Origin of the sequence: Pseudomonas sp. B21-059 (assembly GCF_026016285.1) — a bacterium.
GTDB classification, from domain to species: Bacteria; Pseudomonadota; Gammaproteobacteria; order Pseudomonadales; family Pseudomonadaceae; genus Aquipseudomonas; species Aquipseudomonas danubii.
Window position 1 is genome coordinate 3005604 of sequence record NZ_CP087201.1, and the last position, 18810, is coordinate 3024413.

Genomic DNA, 18810 nt, shown 5'->3' on the forward strand with positions numbered 1-18810 from the left:
GACAACGCTTCACGGCAAGCGCCCCCGGGAGCGCCATCGGGCTCTCGTGGGGAGCGGCTTGCCGGTAAAAAACAATAACAACAGGACTTCCCGAGATGAATGACTGCATTGGCTTTACGGGTCCCAGCGTCACCTGCAACACCTGCCAACCACTGGGTGGAGGGCTTGCCCAATGAGCCCGCTGATTCTGATGATCACCGCCGGGGCCGGTATCGCCCTGTTGCTGTTTCTGGTGCTCAAGTACAAGTTCCAACCCTTTGTCGCGCTGATGCTGGTGAGCATCCTGGTGGCCCTGGTGGCCGGGGTAAAACCGGCGGAGCTGGTGGCCACCATCGAAGGCGGCATGGGCAAGACCCTTGGCCACATCGCCATCATCATTGCCCTGGGCGCCATGATCGGCCGCATCATCGAACTGTCCGGCGGTGCCGAGGCCCTGGCCAAGACCCTGATCGAGCGCTTCGGCAACCGCCGCACGCCCCTGGCCCTGACCATCGCCGGCTTCATCATCGGCGTGCCGGTGTTTTTCGAGGTCGGGGTGATCATCCTCATGCCCCTGGCCTACGGCGTGGCCCGCAGTGCGCGCAAGCCGCTGCTGGTGTTCGCCTTGCCGATGTGTGCCGCCTTGCTCACCGTGCATGCCTTCCTGCCGCCCCATCCGGGCGCGGTGGCGGCGGCCAGCCAACTGGGCGCGGACCTGGGTCGGGTGCTGATGTTCGGCCTGCCGCTGACCGCGCTGCTGTGCTACGTCGGCTACCGCGTGGCCGGGCGCATGACCCGGCGCAATTACTCGATGACCGACGATATCCGCGCCGAAGTCTATGGCCCGCATGTCACCAATGAAGACCTGGCGGCCTGGAACAGTGGCGCCGAGCAATCGGCCAGCCCGCAAGCACTGGCGGCCGTGGCCCATATGGGCCTGGAGGAATCCACCGGCACTCTGGCGGCGAAACTGCCGCCGGCGCCGCCACCGGGTTTCGGCCTCATCGTCAGCCTGATCCTGCTGCCTATCGTGTTGATCCTGCTGGGCACCCTGGCCACGTCCTTGCTGCCTCTGGAATCCACCCTGCGCGGCGTGTTGACCGTACTGGGGGCACCGCTGGTGGCGCTGCTGCTGGACACCTTGCTCTGTGCCTGGCTGCTGGGTTCGCGCCGCGGCTGGAGCCGCAGCCAGGTCTCCGACGTGATCGGCTCGGCCTTGCCCGGGGTGGCCATGGTGATCCTGATTGCCGGTGCCGGCGGGGTGTTCGGCAAGGTCCTGGTGGACACCGGGATCGGTGCCGTGGTCTCCGACATGCTGCGCACCACCGGCCTGCCGGTCCTGGCCCTGGGCTTTTTGCTGACCATGCTGCTGCGTGCCGTGCAAGGCTCCACCACCGTGGCCCTGGTGACCACGGCGGGCATCATCGCGCCGCTGATCGCCACCCTCGACCTGAGCCCCAACCACATGGCCCTGCTGTGCCTGGCCATGGGTGGTGGCGGGCTGGCCATGTCCCACATCAATGACGCCGGGTACTGGATCTTCACCAAGCTGGCCGGGCTCAACGTCGCCGATGGCCTGCGTACCTGGACCGTGATTACCACTTTGCTCGGCACCTTGGGGTTCTGTATTACCCTGCTGATCTGGCCGTTTGTCTGACCCTTTGTCCCAGGAGTTCCCATGCCTCGTTTTGCTGCCAACCTCAGCATGCTCTACCCGGAACATGCCTTTCTTGAACGTTTCGCCGCCGCAGCGGCAGACGGCTTCACGGCCGTGGAGTACCTGTTTCCCTACGACTACAGCCCCCAGGTGCTCAAGCAGCACCTGGACGATCATGGCCTGCAGCAGGCGCTGTTCAATGCGCCGCCCGGTGACTGGGCGGCGGGGGAGCGGGGCATCGTCTCCCTGCCCGGACGCGAGCATGAGTTCCGCCAGGGCTTCGACAAGGCCCTGGAGTACGCCGCGGTGCTGGGCAATTCACGGATTCACGTGATGGCCGGCCTGCTGCCGTCGGAACAGGACCGGGCCCGCCATCACGCGGTGTACCTGGAGAACCTGGCCCATGCCACGGCCCAGGCGGCCAAGGTCGGAGTCACCGTGCTGCTGGAGCCGATCAACACCCGTGACATGCCGGGGTTCTTCCTCAATCGCCAGGACCAGGCCCAGGCCATCTGCAAGGAAGTCGGCGCGGCCAACCTCAAGGTGCAGTTCGACTGCTATCACTGTCAGATCGTCGAAGGCGACCTGGCGGTGAAGCTGCGTCGGGATCTGGCGGGCATCGGCCATATCCAGATCGCCGGGGTGCCGGATCGTCACGAGCCGGACCTTGGCGAGCTGAATTATCCCTACCTGTTCCAGCTGATGGACGAGCTTGGCTATGACGGCTGGGTCGGTTGCGAATACCGCCCCCGCGGCGACACCTCCGCCGGCCTGCAATGGCTGCGCGACTGGCAGGCGCGCCAAGGCTCGGCGGTGTAGCCGCTACTGCAGGTTGCGCAGGAAAAGGTATCTGGGGAACGTCGCGCAAGGCCCGGCGGGCATCGCTTTATGTAGCCGCTGCCGAAGGCTGCGAACGAGCCGCAGGCTCGCAGCGATTCCCCGACCGCCGAGGCCCCTGCGGTGCCTTGCGCAGCCTGCGGCAGCGGCTACAGAGGGTACGAAGGCCACGAACGGCTTGCGATGATTCGTAGCGATAAACACAGGAGGTTTTCCATGCAGCGTCTTGCCTGCCGGGCTGCGCTCGGCCTGATTTTTTCCCTGGGTGGTATGTCCCTGGCCGCGGCCGCGAGCTTGCCGCCGGCCACCGAGGGCGATTGGGTTGCCCCGCAATTCACCTTTCACAACGGCGAACAGCTCGCCAACCTGAAACTGCACTACATCACCCTGGGCAACCCCAAGCACCCGGCGATCCTCTACCTGCACGGCACCTACCGGCCGGCCAGCGACCTGCTGAGCAAGGATTTTGGTGGCGAGCTGTTCGGCCCGGGGCAACCTCTGGACGCGAGCAAGTATTACATCATCGCCACCGATGGCATTGGCGTCGGCCAGTCGAGCAAGCCTTCCGATGGCCTGCGCGCGCGGTTTCCCCAGTACAACTACGACGACATGGTCCAGGCCCAGTACCGGTTGGTCACCGAGGGGCTGGGGGTCAAGCACCTGCGCCTGATCATCGGCAATTCCATGGGCGGCATGCAGACCTGGCTCTGGGGCCAGCAATGGCCACAGATGATGGACGCCCTGGTGCCCATGGCCTCCCAGCCCGGGGAAATGTCCTCGCGCAACTGGATGATGCGCCGGCTGCTGGTGGAGTCGATCAAGCAGGACCCGGCCTGGGACAACGGCAATTACCGGGTCCAACCGCCGTCTCTGCGTCTGGCCAATGCGTTGTTCGCCACTGGCACCAGCGGCGGCACCCTGGCCTATCAGGCCCTGGCGCCGACCCGGGCCCAGGCCGACCAGTTGGTGGATGAACGCCTCAAGGCGCCACAGACCGCCGATGCCAACGACTTCATCTACCAGTGGCAGTCTTCGGCGGACTACAACGCCGCGCCGGGGTTAAGCAAGATCCAGGCGCCGGTGCTGGTGATCAACGCCGCGGACGATGAGCGCAACCCGCCGGAAACCGGCACCCTGCAAGCGGCGCTCAAGCAAGTGAAAGATGCTCGCCTGCTGCTGATTCCCGCCAGCGCCGAAACTCGCGGGCACGGCACCACCGGCATGGCCCGGTTCTATGCTCGTGAGCTGGGGCAGTTCATGGCCGACACCGAGAGAGCCCACTAGGCTCTGTCCGAACAGTGTTGAGACAAAGGTCAGGCAAGGCGAAAACGGTCGAGGAACGGCCAGGGTCGCGTTCGACTTTACGGGGTGTAAATGAGCCTTCCGATCGGACTCGCGCACGAGACCGTTTTCCACGCAGCTTCACCGAGTATCAAGGCTTTTCGTACAAAGCCTAGGGAGGGCTGTTCACTCTTTGTGGCGAGGCAGCGTGCTGATGCTGGGTGGCGCAGCCGCCCCAAACCCGGACGGCGCGACCTTTCGGGGATTGAGGGGCATCAGGCATTGCGTCAGCTGCGCAGATGAGCGGGAGCACGTTCCCTGGCCACGGATTGCAGGTGTTGGGGGCTATCGCTGGCTCAGGATGGTGCCGGCAGCAGCAATTCCACCCCGTGCTTGCGAATGCCGTCCGCCGCTGCGGGAGCCAGGGCCGCGTCGCTGATGATGATGTCGAACTGCTCCAGGTCGGCGATCTTGTACATGCCGAAGGTGCCGTACTTGGAGCTGCTGGCCACCAGCACCACCTGGGTCGCCGATTGCATTGCCACCTGCTTGACCTCGACCTTCAACGCCGAGGGCGTGGTGAGGCCCCGGCGCAGGTCCCAGGAACTGGTGGAGATAAAGGCCACGTCCGTGACCACCTGGCGCAGAGTCGCCACTGCCAGCCCGCCAACGCAGGAATGGTTGGAATGGTCCAGCTGACCACCGGTGTGGATCACTGTCACTTGGGGTGCGTCGAGCAACGCCTGGACCACGCCGAAATCGTTGGTGATCACGGTCATGCCCGACAGCGCCTTGATGTAGGGCACGATCTCCAGGGTGCTGGTGCCGGCATCCAGGTACACCGTCATGTCCGCATGCAACAGGCCCGCCGCGAGCTTGGCCATGGCCTGCTTCTGCGGCAGTTCCACCACGGCCTTGGATTGATGGCTGGGCTCGCTGTGCAACTGACTGGCGATGCGCACGCCACCGGTCACCGAATGGGCGCGGCCTTCCTGTTCCAGCAGGGCGATATCCCGGCGCACCGTCATGTGCGAGCAGTCGAACATCTCCATCAACTGGTGCACGCTGAGTACCTGATGCTTGCGCAATTGGCGCAGGATCTGCTCGCGGCGCTGTTCCGGAATCATCGGGGCGTTACTGTCAGTGGCGAGGTCCTTGGGACTGGGCATTGGGGCTCCGGATTGGCGGGTCGGCAAAGACAGAAATGGGCTCGTCATAGTAGCGAAACTCGCCGCCGCGGACGAGATTTACTGCCGTTCACGAGTCAGCAAATTCTATCTTGAGGCCGTCGTCAGCAGTTGCTTGAGCAGGCAGTGCGGTCGATATGCCAGCGCTGTTTGAGCCGTTGCAGGCTGCCATCGCGTTTCATCGCCTCCAGGGCCCGCTGCCAGCGGGCGACCCGGGCGGCGTCGACCTTGGGGGAAAAGGCAATGTAGGCGTCCTGGCGCATCAGCGGCATTTGGTAGCTCAACTGATCGAAGGGCATGCCTTCTTCGGCGGCGAAGGTGCTGACGCTCATGGTGTCGGCCACCAGGTATTGCACCCGTCCCAGTTGCAGCAGGCGAATCATGACCTGCGGGCTGTCCACCCCCCACAGATTGTCCAGCCCCTGTTGCTTGAGGTAGCGGTAGACCAGCCACTTGCGCGGTACGGCAATCTGTCCGCGGGTCTGGTGCAGGTCGGTGACTGCGCTGTGGTCGCCAGTGCGGGCGTACAGCGCGGTTTCGGTCTGCATCAGCGGCCCCACCCACTGATAGCGCGACTCGCGCTCGGCCGTGCGCAAAATGGTAAACACCGCGGTGTCTTCGGCCTCGCTGGCATCGCGCAAGGCGCGCAACATCGGCCGTTGCTGGACCTGCACCGGATCACCGGTGCGTTGCGCCAGGGCTTGCACCACCTCCACAGCGAAGCCCGTCATGTGCTCGCCCTGCTGGAAGTGCAGCGGCGGGTGGTTGTCGGTCAGCATGCGCAGCTCGCCAGCGTGAGCGGTGAGACTCAACAGCGACAGCATGGTCCCCAGTACCCAGTTCATCGTGTTCCTTGAATAGACAGAAGAGCAAAGCTTAGTACGAGCCCTCACGAGGCGTCGCCAGAAAAAATACGGCGTCATGGGTCGGCACGCTGATAGAGCCGGGTGTTGGTCTCGTCACACTGACGACACTGCAGCAGCCGGCTTTCCGTCATCAAGGCCAGGGTTGAATACAGCCGGTCTTCGGTCAGTCTGGGTTGCCAGGCCTTGTCGGTACCGGACAGCAGGGAAACCAGGCCTTGGTCCTCGAGGCTGATGCGCAGCCTTGGCTTGGCCTCGGTCATGCGCATGGCGGCGATGCCGAAGTGCTGGCTCAGCAGGTTGTTCTCGATCAGGTTGAGGACCAGTTCCGACAGGCTGATCTGTTGTTTGCGCTGCAGTGAGCGAGCCCAGTACTGCAATGACAGCCGCGCCTGGCCCCCCTGGTCCAGATAGGCGCTGTGCCGGGGGCAGGCGCTGAGGTCCTGGGTGATGGCCGCCACCAGAAACAGCAACTGCAAGGCCTCGCCGGCGGCTTGCTCGTCGTGGTTGTCGATGTATTCCTGCAGATGGTCGATGCGCTCGAACAGATCCAGCTCGGCCACTTGCAGCCCCGCCTCCAGCAAGTTCGCGGCCTGCGGGGACAAGGCCCGGTAGTGTTCCAGGACCGCTTGCACCGAGCTCTCGGCCCGCAGTGGGATGCAGTCCAGGGACAGCAGTCGGTCGCGCAGTGCCTCACTGCTGTGCAGGCCCTGGGCGATATGCAGTTCCATCCAGCCGAACAGGCTTTCAAAGGCCAGGCGCTGGGCCTGGCGCAATTGCAGGACTCGCCACAGTGCCTGGGTCGGGGCCAGTCCGGCCACCTGCTCGGCCGGGAAGTCGGACAGGGGCAGCAGCGCCATGGCCCGGCGCAGCACCGGCAGGCTGGTTTCGCTGCCCAGCACCTGCAACGTGGCGCGGATCAGGTTGATGGAACATTCGCGGTGGCTGGCCCTGGGGTTTTTCGCCGTTCCCGCAGGTGGGTAGAACTCGTCGCGAAAAATCTGCGCTTCCTGGCGGGTTGGCCAATTGCGACCCCACTTCATATGCACGGCGCCGGCCTGCTCGACACTGCCCTGCAGGTCTTCGACGCAGATCAGCCACGGATAGAGCGCCAGCGTACGCAAACCTTTATCCAGGGCCCGGGCCAGTGCTTCACCCGCTTCGGTGACGCCGTAGGTGCCGTCGGGTTGCGGCCAGGCCAGGCCCAGGCCGGTGTCAGGCTTGAACGAGGGGCCGTACTGCACCGCATCGAACCAGCTGGGGCCGCGATGCCAGGTCTTGAAGTCCAGGGGGAAAGGGCCTTTGCCGGGCGGGCTGTACTGGCGATTGCCGGCCATGTAGGCACCGTCACCGGCCAACTGATGGCTCCAGCCGAACAGCACCTCGATCTTTTCCCTGAAGCGTTGGAAGCGCTGACCCGCGGGCAGTTCGCCCGAGTAGGTCTGGCTGTGCTGATTGAAGATCCACACCGCCCAGCACATCACCGAATACGGGCGAATCCACTGGGTGCCGTTGTTGATCCCCGGCATGAACTGGTCCATCAGTTCCAGGTTGGCTTGTCGCAGTCCGAGGTAATCCACGCCGCCGCTCTCACGCACGGACGGGGAGACGAAAAAGGCGCGTTGGGGCAATGGGCTCATGGTTCGAGTGACACCATCAGGGCCTGGCAATACTGGCAGTGGCTGATGCGGCGTTGTGTCAGGCGGGCAAGGGCTTCGCGCTCCACCGGGGCGCAGCACCAGCGGGTATTGGGGCAACTGCTGATGGTGCGATGGTTGACGCGGTAGTAACCCGGCCGCGGGCGATTGGGGGAGTGGATGTGCTGCAACGCGGTGATCTCTTCTGGGGTGAAACGATTTGCCGGCAGCCGTTGCTGACGGGCCTGTTGACGATCTTCGATGTAGCTGCTGAGCAACGCCCGCAAGGTGCTGGTGTGTTGCACCGCGTCCAGGGCTTCCAGGGCCTCGGCCACCCCGTGGTCCACCAGCCGTTGCGCAGGTTCCTGGTTGAACCAGCGTTGTGCCAGGTGCCGGGCCTGGACGAAGTCCACGGGCCCCTGGCCGTAGCGTTCCAGGTACTCATGCAGGGTGGTGGCGTCCAGCGTCCCCAGGGTTGTGCTAGAGGCCAGCCTGCCCGGCAGCGCCAGGGTGGCGGCCAGGCCGTAGACCGCTTCGTCCACCAGTGGGCGATCTTCGGCGGCCAGTTGGGCATGGTCGACGCAGTTGAGCCAGCGCTGGGCAAAATCCCGGGCATTGGCCGGCAGGTGCAGGCGACGCAGATAGAAGTCCAGGGCGACATGGCACCAGACATACAGCAGCTGGGCTTTCTTGCGGCTGCTCAGGCCCTTGAGGTTGACCAGACTCTGCAGGGTCTGGTTGAACTCGTTGATCAGGTTGGGAGAGGGCAGCGATTCGAGGTTGGGGTCCGACGCCGGATCGAAGTCGCCGTCTTCTCGACCATCGTCCAGCTCGATGATAGGTGCCGCATCACCGTGCCCCACGGGTCCTTGCCCGGGGTTGGCGTGGTGCAGCAAGCCTGCGATGGCCTGGAGCAACGCCCAACTGCCGTCGCGGCCGGTAGCGGCTTTGGCCACGCTCGGCAGCCAGTGGCGAGGGCGCTGGGGCGGCTGTAGCGCAGGCGGCTCGGTGCCGCCTGGCGGGTTGACGGGCGTCGTGGCGGGCTCAGTGCGCAGCGGTGCATCGGGCTCTTCGGGCAGTTGTTGCGCGTGCAGCACCAGGCAGTTGAGCAGGATCTGCAGGTCGCCCTGGGCTTGGTTGCCCCCCAGCAGTCGGCCCAGAGCCCCGCACAGGCTGCGAATCGGCAGGGGCATGCTCAGGTAGGCGTCAATGCAGACCCAGCCTCGGGCACTTTGTGTCGCGCGCTCCAAGCGAAGTTGCAGCCCCTCGTCCAGCCTGGTGTCCAGGGTCCGCTGCAGCGGCCAGACGAAGCCGCCTTGCGCGGTCAGTTGCAGTGGCGCCGTTTCGAGGACTTCTTCGGCGCACTCCAGGATCGCCAGCCATTCTCCGGCCAGCGCTTGCTGACCGATCAGCCGGCCTTCCAGCTGCTGTTCTTCGTTGAGGCGTGCATAGACGCACAGGGTCGCCTCCTGGTCCTGGCGCTCGAAGGCGTCCGCTTCATAGCGCGGTGCTTCGACGGGCTCCCAGCACTCATCCGTGGCGCTGTCGAGCTTGCGCAGCACCGCCACTTCCACGTTGTCGGTGCTGTCCATGGAGGTCCGGGTGGCATTCACGCTGCCGGTCAGGGTCCAGTTGCCGGCGCCGCGCAACTCCAGCCACTTGGCGTGCAGCCGTCGCTGGTTGTGTTCGACCTTGGGCGTCACCCAGTCGATCTCGACTGGCCAGTCCCTGGTCTGCTCCAGGGGAAAGGAGCAGACGCCGTTGCCTGGAACCCCTACGGTGAGCCGAGGGATGCTCAAGGTCTTGAGCAGATGGCCCAGGGACTGTCCATCACGGCTGTGGAAGGGCGAAAGCAGCAGCAGGCTGTGCCAGCGCCGGCCTGCGGCGCGCTCGATCAATTGCTCGGTGATGGCGGTGTCCAGGGAATGCAGCAGTTCCACCGGCTGCGGTGGCGCCTGATCATGAAACTGCTGGCTGAGGGCCCGGGCCCGTTGAATGAAGGGCAAGAGGGCGCTGTCGTCGGCGATCTGCAGGTGCGGCCGGGTGCAGAGATTTTCCAGGAAGTCGGCGAAGTCGGCGAAAGCCCCCGGCTGCTCCCCGGCGCTGAGGACTTCCAGTACCTCGACATTGCCGCCGTGGCCGCCAAAGGTCAGGTTGCCGCTACCGACCATCAGCAGGTCCTGATCTTCGCCGCGCAGGTAGGTGATCTTCGGGTGGAAAATGCCGTCTTTGACCCGGACCGGAATCAAGGCGTAGTCCTTGCCTACATGCCGCGCCCGCAATTCCATCATCGAGGCGCGGTAACCCTGGATATCCACCAGCAGGGTGACTTTTTCACAGCCGGCTTCGCGCAGTCGAGGCAGCACGTAGCTTTCGAAGTAGGTCAGGCTCAGGGCATAGGTGGTGAACAGGGCCTCTTTCCACGGGCCGTTTTCGATGAAGTGCAGTGGCGACGGTCCGTTCGGGCCTGGGGGGTTCGGGGGGGACGCCATCGTGTTCTCCAGTCCATGGGGCGAGGCTCAAGTCGGTGGCTGATTATCGGGCAACGCAGCGCTGTTGCAAGTGTCGGTGATGTCACAGTGCTTGCATGGGGGGTCATGAGGCCGGGAAGGAGGGGGCAGAGGGATTTTTTTCATGAATGCTTCGTGAGTAAGAAGTCGACGCAGGTATTCTTGCAAAGCCCTTTTTGAATGGAATCGAACCATGTCCGCCTCCCTTGTACGTCCACTGCGGGCCAGTGGCTTGCTGCTCGCTGTCCTGGCCTGTGCCACCGCGACCCAGGCCAGCAGCTTCGACTGCGCCAAGGCCGCCAGTGCCAGTGAGAAGGCCATCTGCGCCGACCCCTATACCGCCGGGCTGGACAGCCAGCTGGGCAAGGCCTGGACGGCGACCCTGGCCGAGGCCAAGGACCCCAAGGCGCTGCGCCTGGGGCAGCGTGAATGGCTCAAGCAGCGCGACCAGTGCCAGGCCGACCTGGGCTGTCTGCGCAGCCAATACCTGAGCCGGCTGATGGTGCTGCGCTATGTGAATATTGCGTTCAACTGGCAGGGCACCTGGCAGCGGGTCTCGGTCAGCCCGTTCTACGGCGGTGAGCTGGTGATCCGGCGCAGCGGCGAAGATCGTCTGAGCTTCGACCTGTCGGCCATGGGCGGCGCCAATTCCGGTGCGCTGGCGGGCAAGCTGCAGCTCAAGGACGGTGAAGCCCGCTACAGCGTCGAGGGCTGCCAGCTGCGCTTGACCCCGCGCAACGGCCTGTTGCAGGTGACCCAGGAGGGCGACTCTTATGCCTGCGGCGCCGGTTCGGGGGTGTATTACGACGGGCTCTATGTGGCCTCCCGGCAAATCCTGGAGCACCAGTACGATTTGCTCTCCACCGCCCTGGTGCGTACCGAGGAAGAAGATCTGCGCGCCCGCAAGCTGCTGCAAAAGGATTACCAGACCCTGCTCGACAGCGGCTCGGTGTTCTCCCAGGACACCTCGGCTGAGCTCAAGGGCGCCGAGGTCACCGATATGTGGCTGCAAGGGTTGGCTAATACCAATGCGGCGATTTTCGTGCGCGGTGCCAAGGGCGAGTTGTGGGTCGCGCTGCTGGCAGTGGTGGGCCCTACCGATGAAGTGCGGGTGCGCTACTACACCACCGAGCCTGAGTGGAAGCAGCGCCTGCCGGACGTGGTACAGCGCTGGTACGAGGCGCGCAGCCAGGGCCAGCAACTGCCGCTGGACATGATGCCCTGAAGCACAGGCGGGCCGGATCTCATCATCTGTTGATGAACGTGGCGGCAGAAATTTCGCCGGGTGGATGCTGAAGCCGGCCGGTGCAGCTGCTAGAGTCTCGGCCCGGGCCGCCTGGATATCGCCCCGAGGGTGCCGGCACAGGGGCGCCAAGCCTTGGCCTGCCGGGCAAATTCCATCAGTTGGTGACGCGAAGCCATTGTGAGCGTCTACGACCTTAGCAAGTGACACTGCCGCCGCCGTTACCGGCGCCTGGCACATTGAAATTGGGAGATTGTAAATGGTCATCAAACCCCGCGTTCGCGGCTTTATCTGTGTGACGACCCATCCGGTGGGTTGCGAAGCCAACGTCAAGCAGCAGATCGATTACGTCACCCAGCAGGGCGCCATCGACGCAGGGCCTAAGAACGTGCTGGTCCTCGGCGCATCCACCGGTTACGGCCTGGCCGCGCGGATCACCGCGGCCTTCGGTTGCGGCGCCAACACCCTGGGGGTGTTCTTCGAGCGCGGCAGCGTTGACGGCAAACTGGGCACTGCCGGCTGGTACAACACCGCGGCGTTCCACAAGTTCGCCGAAGAAAAGGGCCTGTACGCCAAGAGCATCAACGGCGACGCCTTCTCCGACGCGGTCAAGGCCGAAACCATCGAAACCATCAAGCGCGACCTGGGCAAGATCGACCTGGTGGTCTACAGCCTGGCGGCGCCGCGCCGCACCCACCCCAAGACCGGTGAAGTGCTGAGCTCGACCCTCAAGCCCCTGGGCAAGTCCGTGACCCTGCGCGGTGTCGACACCGACAAGGAAATCGTCAAGGAAACCACCCTGCAGCCAGCGACCCAGGAAGAGATCGACGGCACCGTGGCAGTGATGGGCGGCGAAGACTGGCAGATGTGGATCGACGCGTTGCACGAAGCCGGTGTGCTGGCCGAAGGCGCGAAAACCACCGCCTTCACCTACCTGGGCGAGAAGCTGACCCACGACATCTACTGGAACGGCTCCATTGGCGAAGCCAAGAAGGACCTGGACCAGAAAGTCATCGGCATGCGCCAGCAACTGGCCGAGCTGGGCGGCGACGCTCGGGTGTCGGTGCTCAAGGCCGTGGTCACCCAGGCCAGCTCGGCGATCCCGATCATGCCGCTGTACCTGTCGCTGCTGTTCAAGGTGATGAAAGAGCAGGGCAGCCACGAAGGTTGCATCGAGCAGGTCTACGGCCTGTACAAGGACAGCCTGTACAACAGCGAGCCGGTGATCGACCAGGAAGGCCGCCTGCGTGCCGACTACAAGGAGCTGCAACCGCAGGTCCAGGACCGGGTCAAGCAACTGTGGGACCAGGTGACCAGCGAGAACCTCTACGAGATGACCGATTTTGTCGGTTACAAGCAAGAGTTCCTGCGCCTGTTCGGTTTCGAGATCGAAGGGGTCGACTACGAAGCCGACGTCGATCCGGACGTGAAGATCAGCAACCTGATCCAGCTGTAATCCGCGCCTAGTGTCAGCCAGCGCCCCTCCTTCGTGAGGGGCGTTGTCGTTTGCATCCCCATATTTCATGTAGGAGCCGCCTTGCCGGCGAAGAGGCCCGCACGTCTTGTGCTGGTCTTGGAGACGCCTTCGCTGGCAAGCCAGCTCCTGCAGGTAGGTTCTGCTGTCGTGTAGGAGCCAGCTCCTACGGGGGCGAGGCAATTGCGCAAGATTGTTCAAGCCAGGGGGCGCCGGCAGATGGCACAGTCAGCGTCCGTTATCTGTGTGCAGGGTGTCATGTCCAGCGTTCTCTTACCTCGTGCCGCCTTTATCCGCGGCGCCATCGCCATCATGCCGCTGTCCCTGGCCACCGCGCCTTGGGGGCTGCTGGCCGGTTCCATGGCCATCGAAGCCAATCTCACGCCGCTGCAGGGCCAGGGGCTGTCGAGCATCGTCTTTGCCGGCGCCGCGCAACTGGTGGCCATCGGCATGCTCAAGGGCGGGGCAGGGATCTTCTCGATCCTGCTGACCACCTTGCTGCTCACGTCCCAGCACTTGCTCTATGGCATGAGCCTGCGCTCGGTGATCTCGCCCTTGCCCGGGCGCTGGCGGGTGGGCCTGGGCTTTCTGCTCACCGATGAGCTGTTCGCCTTGACCAGCGCCCACGACAAGCAGCAGTTCGACCGCTGGTATGCCCTGGGCGTGGGCCTGACCTTTTATGTGGCCTGGAACCTGTTCACCCTGCTGGGCATCGTGCTGGGCAAGAGCATTCCGGGCCTGGAGCACCTGGGCCTGGACTTTTCCATCGCCGCCACCTTCATCGCCCTGATCACGCCGCTGGTGCGCAATGTGCCCACCGTGGTCTGTGTCGCAGTGTCGCTGTTCTGCTCGGTGCTGTTCAGTTACTGGCAGTGGGGCTCGGCGCTGGTGTTGTCGGGCCTGGCGGGGATGGCCGCGGGTTTTGTCTGCAACAAACTGTATCGGGGGCAAGCATGATGGTCTGGGCAGTCATCTTCGGCATGGGCCTGTTGGTCTTTCTCAATCGCTACGTGTTTCTCGAACCGCGCCTGCCGCTGCGCCTGAGCAGCAATGCCCGGCAGTTCCTCGGCTTTGCGGTGCCGGGCATGCTCACCGCCATCTGCGGGCCGATCGTGTTCATGCCCGATCACCAGTTGAACCTGCACTGGGACAATCCCTACCTGCTGAGCTCGCTGGTGGCCATTGCGCTGGTGATCTACACCCGCAACACCCTGGTCAGCATGTTGCTGAGCATGGGGTTCTTTTTCTTTCTGCGCTGGTGGCTCTGAGGGCCATTTGCGCTAGCCTGTGCCGCTTTCGGCGCAGGCCGACCTTTAAACCGCAACGGATGCATCGGATGAGCGACTTCCCCCACGATATCGACCTGGACGCGTTCTGGGACAGGGCCACCCACTGCAAGATCAACCAGGCACCGGCCAGCGCCGCCATGATCGCCGAGCTGCAAGCCGAGCTGGGCTATCGCCTGCCGCTGTCCTATGTGGCGTTCATGAATCGCTACAACGGCGGGCGCCCGCACCTGTGCTGTTGCCCCACCGAACAAGGCACCTCCTGGGCTGAGGACCACTGCGCGATCGACAGCTTCCTGAGCATTGGCCGCGACGCCGCCTATTCGTTGGGCGGCAGCCTGGGCAGTCGTTTCAAAATCGAGAAATGGGGTTACCCGGACCTCGGGGTGTACATCTGCAATTGCCCGTCTGCCGGGCACGACATGGTGGCTCTGGACTACCGCGAATGCGGCCCCGAGGGCGAGCCGCGGGTGGTGCACGTGGACCAGGAACGCGACTACGCAGTGACCGTGCTGGCGCCGAACTTCGAGGCCTTTATCCGCGCTCTGGTGTCCCCCGAGGTCTACGACACCTCGGAGCAGGATTACCTGGACGATCTGGACAAGGTCGCCAGCGCGCCGTTCTCAGCGCTGCTGGAGGAGTTGCTCGAACAGTTCCACGAAGTGCCCGACCTGGGGCCGCTGATCCGCCAGATCGCCTTGCGCATCGTCCATGAAAAACGCTACTTCGCGCTGCATGCCGATCCGCTGTCGCAACTGCTGTATGACTTGCAGTTCTGGCTGTACCGCAACTGCTATCCGGTCAACGACGAAGAGTCGTACCTGCAGGTCTACTGCGACATGATCGCCTTCGCCAAGGGCTTCGGCACCGGTGGCTACGCCCCGGACTTCATCCGCGACTGGTTTCGGGCACGGCTGGCCGGCGGCCAAATGCGCCAGGCGGCGGACGGGTTGGTCTTGACGCCAGCCTATCGCGCGCAGTTGCTGGAGCAACTCTCGGGGTTTCGCCCCATCAGCCCAGACTCTCAGGAGCAGCCATGAGCGAGGCATCGATTCGCATCACCGCCGAACAGACCCTTTCTGATAATTGGTACGTGCTGAAGAAGTACAGCTTCGAGCTGCGTCGCCGCGACGGCAGCTGGCAGGCCCAGGACCGTGAGGTCTATGACCGGGGCAATGGCGCGACCATCCTGCTGTACAACCTCAAGCGGCGCACGGTGCTGCTGACCCGGCAGTTCCGCATGCCGGCTTTCGTCAACGACCACCACGGCTACCTGATCGAGACCGCTGCCGGCCTGCTGGACAACGCCAGCCCGGAGGTGCGCATCCGTCAGGAAGCGCAGGAGGAAACCGGTTGCCGGGTAGGCGAGGTGCAGAAGGTTTTCGAGGCCTTCATGAGCCCGGGTTCAGTGACCGAGCGGGTGCATTTCTTCATCGGTCATTACCAGGCCGAGGACCGCATCGATGAAGGCGGCGGACTGGAGCACGAAGGCGAGGACATCGAGGTCCTGGAGCTGGACATCGACCAGGCCCTGGGCATGATCGACAGCGGCGAAATCGTCGACGGCAAGACCATCATGCTCCTGCAATACCTGCAGCTGCATGTGCTCAAGCCGCGCAGCCTGATGGTGCTGGTGGCCGGCCCGTACCGTTCTGGCAGCGGCGACGATCCGGCAGTGCTGGCACGCAATGTCGCGGCCATGGAGCAGTGCGCCGCCCAGGTGCTGGCGGCCGGGCATTTCCCGGTGCTGGGGGAGTGGGTGGCGTTGCCCATGACCCGGTTGGCGGGGTCCCTGGCGGTGGGCGATGAGATCTACAACGCGCAGTTCCACGCCTATGCCGAACGCCTGCTGGAGCGCTGTGATGCCGTGCTGCGCATCGGCGCGGCCTCGGCGGGCTGCGACGCCATGGTGCGGGTCGCCGAGCGCCTGGGCCTGAGTGTCTATCACCGGGTGGAGCAATTGCCGGCTGTGACGCCGGGCGCGCTCCCGGCTGATTCCGACCGCTGATCCCGACGACTGATTCAGTGCAGCGCGGGTGGTCGGATCGATCACCTGCGCTGGCCGTCAGCGCCAGCACCGCACCTGCACCCTACCTTCCAAGAAACCCCTCACCACAGCCGCAGCCTTCGTGCACCCGGCATTTCCAGGCCCCGCGGGAAAATACTGTCTATCGTCAATAGGCAAGCGCGAGCTTCGTCAAGGACTGTGTGGGGCAGGGCCTCACCGGTCGGTTTGTCGCCATGGCGCCTGGAGCATTATGGAAAACCTCGGTCAGGACCCATCTCAAGGACGCAGCACCTCCAATCAGGCGCTGACTCGTGCCACCTTGCTGGGGTGCTCGGGGCTGCTGCTGGCGCTGTTCCTCTTCACCGGCTTGCTGCTGGTGTACATCGCCCTCGACCAGAACCTTTCCGCCGAACAGCACAATCGCCTGGATATCGAAAAGGCCCTGCAATCGCTGGACAGCAATGCCCGCACCACGCTCAAGGACTATGCCCTGTGGGGTGACGCCTACCAGCACCTGCACCTGCAGGTCGACCTCGACTGGGCCTACACCCGGCAGAACTTCGGTCCGACCCTGTACCACGACCTGGGTTTTGACGGCGTGTTCGTGATCAGTCCGGCAGGCCGCACCGTGTATTCCCTGGTGGCTGGGCGATTGGAGTCGATGGATGCCCGGGACTGGCTGGGGGAACAGCTGGCGCCCCTGGTGCAGGAGGTACGTTCGCAAGCCGGCGGCAAGGCCATCAGCCGTTACCATGCCATCGCCGGGACCCCGGCGCTGGTGGTCGCCGACCTGTTGAACCCAGGCAACGACCCGCAAGTGCGTGCCGACAGCGGGCCTCAGTCGGTGCTGATTTTCGTTGCGCGCCTGGAACCGTCGCGATTGTTGGCGCTGGGGCAGGGACTGGGCATCGAACAGTTGCAGGTGGCCGGCCCCGCGCAGGCCGCCGCACTGCCGTCCCTGACCCTGCCCGACGGCGCCGGAGTCCTGCAATGGCAACCGACACGCCCCGGGCATCAGTTGCTGGTACTGGTGATGCCGTTGCTGCTGTTGGCGGGCCTGCTGGCGGGCATCATGGCCGGCTTTCTGTTGCGCCGGGCCGGCGCGGCGGCCCGGGTCATGGACGATCAGGTCCAGGCCCTGCGGGTCAGTCGTAGCGCCTTGCTGGCCAGTGAAGAACGCTTTCGCGACGTCGCCGAAGCGGCGTCCGACTGGATCTGGGAAGTGGACCGGCACTTGTGTTTCACCTACTTGTCCGAGCGTTTCGAGGTGGTCACCGGGCTCTCCCGAGAGTCTGCGCTGGGGCGGCCGATGAACGAGCTGCTGAGCTCCGAGCAGGGGTCGCTGCTCAACTGGCTGGCGGCCCCGGAGCGGCGTTCCCAGGCGATCCTGCAATGCGCTTACCTGGATGGCCACCGGCAGCCGCGGATCTGCCGCCTTTCGGTGCGAGCCATGGCCGCCGGTGGTTATCGGGGCACCGCCAGCGACATCACCGAGGAGGTCGCCGCAAGGCGGCGGATCGAGTACCTGTCCCAGCACGATGCCCTCACCGGACTGGCCAACCGTACGCGCATGCAGGAGTTTCTCGAAGGCAAGCTGTTGGCCCTGCCGACCCTGCAGGAGCCCTTGTTGATGCTCAGCGTCGACCTCGATCGCTTCAAGCCGGTGAACGATCTGCTGGGGCATGCGGCGGGCGACCAGGTGCTGCATGAGGTGTCCCAGCGTCTGGCCCAATGCCTGCGGGGCGAGGATCTGGTGGCCCGGGTCGGGGGCGACGAGTTTGTCCTGGTGGTCCCGGGACAGGTTGCCCAACCCGAGATCGAAGGCCTGTGCCGGCGCCTGATCGAGCGGATCGAAGAGCCGTTCTACATTGCCGAGCATGAAGTCTTCATCAGTGCCAGCATCGGCATTGCCCGGGCGCCGGTGGATGCCAGCCTGGCGGAGGAGCTGCTGCGTTTTGCCGACATCGCCCTGTATGAGGCCAAGGCGGCGGGGCGCAGTACCTGGCGGTTCTATGCCAGCGACATGAATGTGCGGATCATCGAACGCCGCGGCCTGGAGCGCGACCTGCGCCACGCCATCGAGCAGGATCAGTTGCTGCTGCAGTTCCAGCCACGCTATCGGCTGGCGGACGGACAGCTGGTGGGCGCCGAGGCGGTGGTGCACTGGCGGCATCCCCAGCGTGGGCTGCTGGGGCCCGAGGTGTTCTTACCGATTGCCGAGGACACCGGGCTGATCCTGCCCTTGAGCAACTGGGTGCTGCACGCCGCCTGCCGCGCGGCCCGGGCCTGGCCCGAACGCCTGCTGCTGGCGGTCAACCTGTCGGCCGCCGAGTTCCAGCGCGGGCAACTGGTGGCCAGGATCAGGACCGTCCTGGGCCAGAGCGGGCTGGCGCCCTCGCGGCTGGTGCTGGAAATGACCGACAAGGCGCTGCTGGACGACGGTCGCCAGGTGCTGGAGATCATGCAGGGGCTCAAGGCCCTTGGGGTGCAACTGCTGATGGACGATTTCGGCAGTGGCTACTCGGCGTTGCAGTACCTGCGGACCTTCCCCCTGGACGGCCTGAAGATCGACAGCAGCCTGGTGGCCGGACTGGGCGGCAATCAGGCCGGGCATTCGATTGTCCAGGCCATCGTCGATCTGGGGCATGCCTTGAGTCTGAAGGTGATTGCCGAAGGTGTGGAAAGCCCGGAGCAGTACCAGGCGCTGCAGGACATTCAGTGCGATCAGGCCCAGGGGCCGCACCTGAGTCCGCCTCTGGACAGCGACGCCTGGGTGAGGCTGTGCACCGAGCTGTCCCAGGCCAGCCGCTTTACCACTTAAGGCGGACCTTGCAGCGCTCGCTGGCCG

The 18810-nt window shown here is 64.6% G+C and carries 14 protein-coding genes; 10 read left to right on the forward strand and 4 right to left on the reverse strand.

Annotation, left to right across the window (positions count from 1 at the left end; genetic code table 11):
• Positions 1–172: 172 nt before the first annotated feature.
• From LOY69_RS13810 to LOY69_RS13820, 3 genes are all read left to right on the forward strand, one after another.
• Entirely contained in the window at positions 173–1636 is a 1464-nt protein-coding gene (locus LOY69_RS13810; protein ID WP_123391106.1) for an SLC13 family permease, read from the forward strand.
• Between the two features lie 21 nt (positions 1637–1657).
• Positions 1658–2455 carry a 2-oxo-tetronate isomerase gene (gene otnI / locus LOY69_RS13815; protein ID WP_265074761.1) on the forward strand — a complete coding sequence of 266 codons (798 nt, stop codon included), beginning with the start codon at positions 1658–1660 and terminating at the stop codon, positions 2453–2455.
• A gap of 234 nt (positions 2456–2689) precedes the next feature.
• A complete protein-coding gene (locus LOY69_RS13820) occupies positions 2690–3757 on the forward strand; it encodes an alpha/beta fold hydrolase (protein WP_265074762.1) in 1068 nt (355 codons plus the stop codon).
• Between the two features lie 353 nt (positions 3758–4110).
• Here the strand turns inward: LOY69_RS13820 and LOY69_RS13825 are convergent, their stop codons facing one another.
• The 4 genes from LOY69_RS13825 to LOY69_RS13840 all read right to left on the reverse strand — a co-directional run bounded on the left by LOY69_RS13825 (position 4111) and on the right by LOY69_RS13840 (position 9933).
• Positions 4111–4923: a DeoR/GlpR family DNA-binding transcription regulator gene (locus tag LOY69_RS13825; RefSeq protein ID WP_102879661.1), complete on the reverse strand. Its 813-nt coding sequence runs from the start codon at positions 4921–4923 to the stop codon at positions 4111–4113.
• Between the two features lie 122 nt (positions 4924–5045).
• Positions 5046–5786 carry a substrate-binding periplasmic protein gene (locus LOY69_RS13830; RefSeq protein ID WP_110651531.1) on the reverse strand — a complete coding sequence of 247 codons (741 nt, stop codon included), beginning with the start codon at positions 5784–5786 and terminating at the stop codon, positions 5046–5048.
• A 74-nt stretch (positions 5787–5860) separates the two neighbouring features.
• Entirely contained in the window at positions 5861–7444 is a 1584-nt protein-coding gene (locus LOY69_RS13835; protein ID WP_265074763.1) for a hypothetical protein, read from the reverse strand.
• A complete protein-coding gene (locus LOY69_RS13840) occupies positions 7441–9933 on the reverse strand; it encodes a phospholipase D family protein (protein WP_265074764.1) in 2493 nt (830 codons plus the stop codon). The genes LOY69_RS13835 and LOY69_RS13840 overlap by 4 nt, the downstream gene beginning before the upstream one ends.
• Positions 9934–10144: 211 nt before the next feature.
• Here LOY69_RS13840 and LOY69_RS13845 point away from each other — a divergent pair, with 211 nt between their 5' ends.
• The 7 genes from LOY69_RS13845 (at position 10145) to LOY69_RS13875 (ending at position 18783) form a co-directional block, all read left to right on the forward strand.
• Positions 10145–11176, forward strand: coding sequence for a lysozyme inhibitor LprI family protein (locus LOY69_RS13845; protein ID WP_265074765.1), 1032 nt, complete (start codon positions 10145–10147; stop codon positions 11174–11176).
• Between the two features lie 277 nt (positions 11177–11453).
• Entirely contained in the window at positions 11454–12650 is a 1197-nt protein-coding gene (gene fabV / locus LOY69_RS13850; protein ID WP_102879659.1) for an enoyl-ACP reductase FabV, read from the forward strand.
• A 276-nt stretch (positions 12651–12926) separates the two neighbouring features.
• Positions 12927–13625: an AzlC family ABC transporter permease gene (locus LOY69_RS13855; RefSeq protein ID WP_102879658.1), complete on the forward strand. Its 699-nt coding sequence runs from the start codon at positions 12927–12929 to the stop codon at positions 13623–13625.
• Complete coding sequence (locus LOY69_RS13860) at positions 13625–13936, forward strand: AzlD domain-containing protein (protein ID WP_162884178.1); 312 nt, start codon at positions 13625–13627, stop codon at positions 13934–13936. The genes LOY69_RS13855 and LOY69_RS13860 overlap by 1 nt, the downstream gene beginning before the upstream one ends.
• A 68-nt stretch (positions 13937–14004) precedes the next feature.
• A complete protein-coding gene (locus tag LOY69_RS13865) occupies positions 14005–14994 on the forward strand; it encodes an SMI1/KNR4 family protein (protein WP_265074766.1) in 990 nt (329 codons plus the stop codon).
• Positions 14991–15962: a GDP-mannose pyrophosphatase NudK gene (gene nudK, locus LOY69_RS13870; protein ID WP_123391090.1), complete on the forward strand. Its 972-nt coding sequence runs from the start codon at positions 14991–14993 to the stop codon at positions 15960–15962. Before LOY69_RS13865 ends, nudK begins: the two co-directional genes overlap by 4 nt.
• A gap of 250 nt (positions 15963–16212) precedes the next feature.
• The gene (locus tag LOY69_RS13875) at positions 16213–18783 is read left to right on the forward strand and encodes an EAL domain-containing protein (protein ID WP_265074767.1); all 2571 of its coding nucleotides are present in this window, start codon (positions 16213–16215) and stop codon (positions 18781–18783) included.
• Positions 18784–18810 lie beyond the last annotated feature (27 nt).

What these genes read in the sequence shown, in the direction of transcription:
- LOY69_RS13810 (WP_123391106.1), top strand. Translation starts at nt 173, where the DNA reads ATGAGCCCGCTGATTCTGATGATCACCGCCGGGGCCGGTATCGCCCTG.
- otnI (WP_265074761.1), top strand. Translation starts at nt 1,658, where the DNA reads ATGCCTCGTTTTGCTGCCAACCTCAGCATGCTCTACCCGGAACATGCC.
- LOY69_RS13820 (WP_265074762.1), top strand. Translation starts at nt 2,690, where the DNA reads ATGCAGCGTCTTGCCTGCCGGGCTGCGCTCGGCCTGATTTTTTCCCTG.
- LOY69_RS13825 (WP_102879661.1), bottom strand. Translation starts at nt 4,923, where the DNA reads ATGCCCAGTCCCAAGGACCTCGCCACTGACAGTAACGCCCCGATGATT.
- LOY69_RS13830 (WP_110651531.1), bottom strand. Translation starts at nt 5,786, where the DNA reads ATGAACTGGGTACTGGGGACCATGCTGTCGCTGTTGAGTCTCACCGCT.
- LOY69_RS13835 (WP_265074763.1), bottom strand. Translation starts at nt 7,444, where the DNA reads ATGAGCCCATTGCCCCAACGCGCCTTTTTCGTCTCCCCGTCCGTGCGT.
- LOY69_RS13840 (WP_265074764.1), bottom strand. Translation starts at nt 9,933, where the DNA reads ATGGCGTCCCCCCCGAACCCCCCAGGCCCGAACGGACCGTCGCCACTG.
- LOY69_RS13845 (WP_265074765.1), top strand. Translation starts at nt 10,145, where the DNA reads ATGTCCGCCTCCCTTGTACGTCCACTGCGGGCCAGTGGCTTGCTGCTC.
- fabV (WP_102879659.1), top strand. Translation starts at nt 11,454, where the DNA reads ATGGTCATCAAACCCCGCGTTCGCGGCTTTATCTGTGTGACGACCCAT.
- LOY69_RS13855 (WP_102879658.1), top strand. Translation starts at nt 12,927, where the DNA reads ATGTCCAGCGTTCTCTTACCTCGTGCCGCCTTTATCCGCGGCGCCATC.
- LOY69_RS13860 (WP_162884178.1), top strand. Translation starts at nt 13,625, where the DNA reads ATGGTCTGGGCAGTCATCTTCGGCATGGGCCTGTTGGTCTTTCTCAAT.
- LOY69_RS13865 (WP_265074766.1), top strand. Translation starts at nt 14,005, where the DNA reads ATGAGCGACTTCCCCCACGATATCGACCTGGACGCGTTCTGGGACAGG.
- nudK (WP_123391090.1), top strand. Translation starts at nt 14,991, where the DNA reads ATGAGCGAGGCATCGATTCGCATCACCGCCGAACAGACCCTTTCTGAT.
- LOY69_RS13875 (WP_265074767.1), top strand. Translation starts at nt 16,213, where the DNA reads ATGGAAAACCTCGGTCAGGACCCATCTCAAGGACGCAGCACCTCCAAT.